Consider the following 568-nt stretch of genomic DNA (forward strand, 5'->3'; position numbering starts at 1 on the left):
TTATGAAAGAGTTATGAAAGAGAGAGTCACTAGTGCCCCTTGTGCTTCTCTCTACGTTTTTGCTGTTTGCGTTCAAATTTCTCTTGCTTGAGCAATTGCTTTTGGAGACTGGACTGTTGTTTTGAATGCTTTTTTCGTTCCTCATGCTGCAACTGTAAAAGCTCTTGTGACTTAGAAGAAACTTCCTGCTTCACCTGTTTCTTTACAGCTCGTTGCAGACGCTTCGGATTCTTAATCTTCACATGCTGTTTGACTGTCGCCTCNGAACTAAAAGATAACCGAACAAACTGAATCTGTATAAGTCTCAAAATTTCATCCTCTTTTGGTTCCTGACCAAATGTCACACGACAAACTTGATAAGTTCCCTCACACTCTTGTTCAAACAATCCATGCCAAAATCCATCTTCAAAATAAACTGTCAAGCCAATTGAAACGATTTCCACGACAGCACCTCCTTAAATCTATCCCTAAGAATGGACAACCAAGGAGGAAGGTTACTGATAGGCTTGCCTACGTCTGGACTACCAACCAGAACTGTGTTTTTATCTTAGTTGGAACTATTATAGCA

General features: G+C 40.2%; 1 protein-coding gene. It reads right to left on the reverse strand.

What is annotated here, in order from left to right:
* Positions 1-29: 29 nt before the first annotated feature.
* Complete coding sequence (locus D8863_RS10860) at positions 30-443, reverse strand: YjdF family protein (RefSeq protein WP_125441878.1); 414 nt, start codon at positions 441-443, stop codon at positions 30-32.
* Positions 444-568 lie beyond the last annotated feature (125 nt).

Source organism: Streptococcus oralis (genome assembly GCF_003943825.1).
GTDB classification, from domain to species: Bacteria; Bacillota; Bacilli; order Lactobacillales; family Streptococcaceae; genus Streptococcus; species Streptococcus oralis_CD.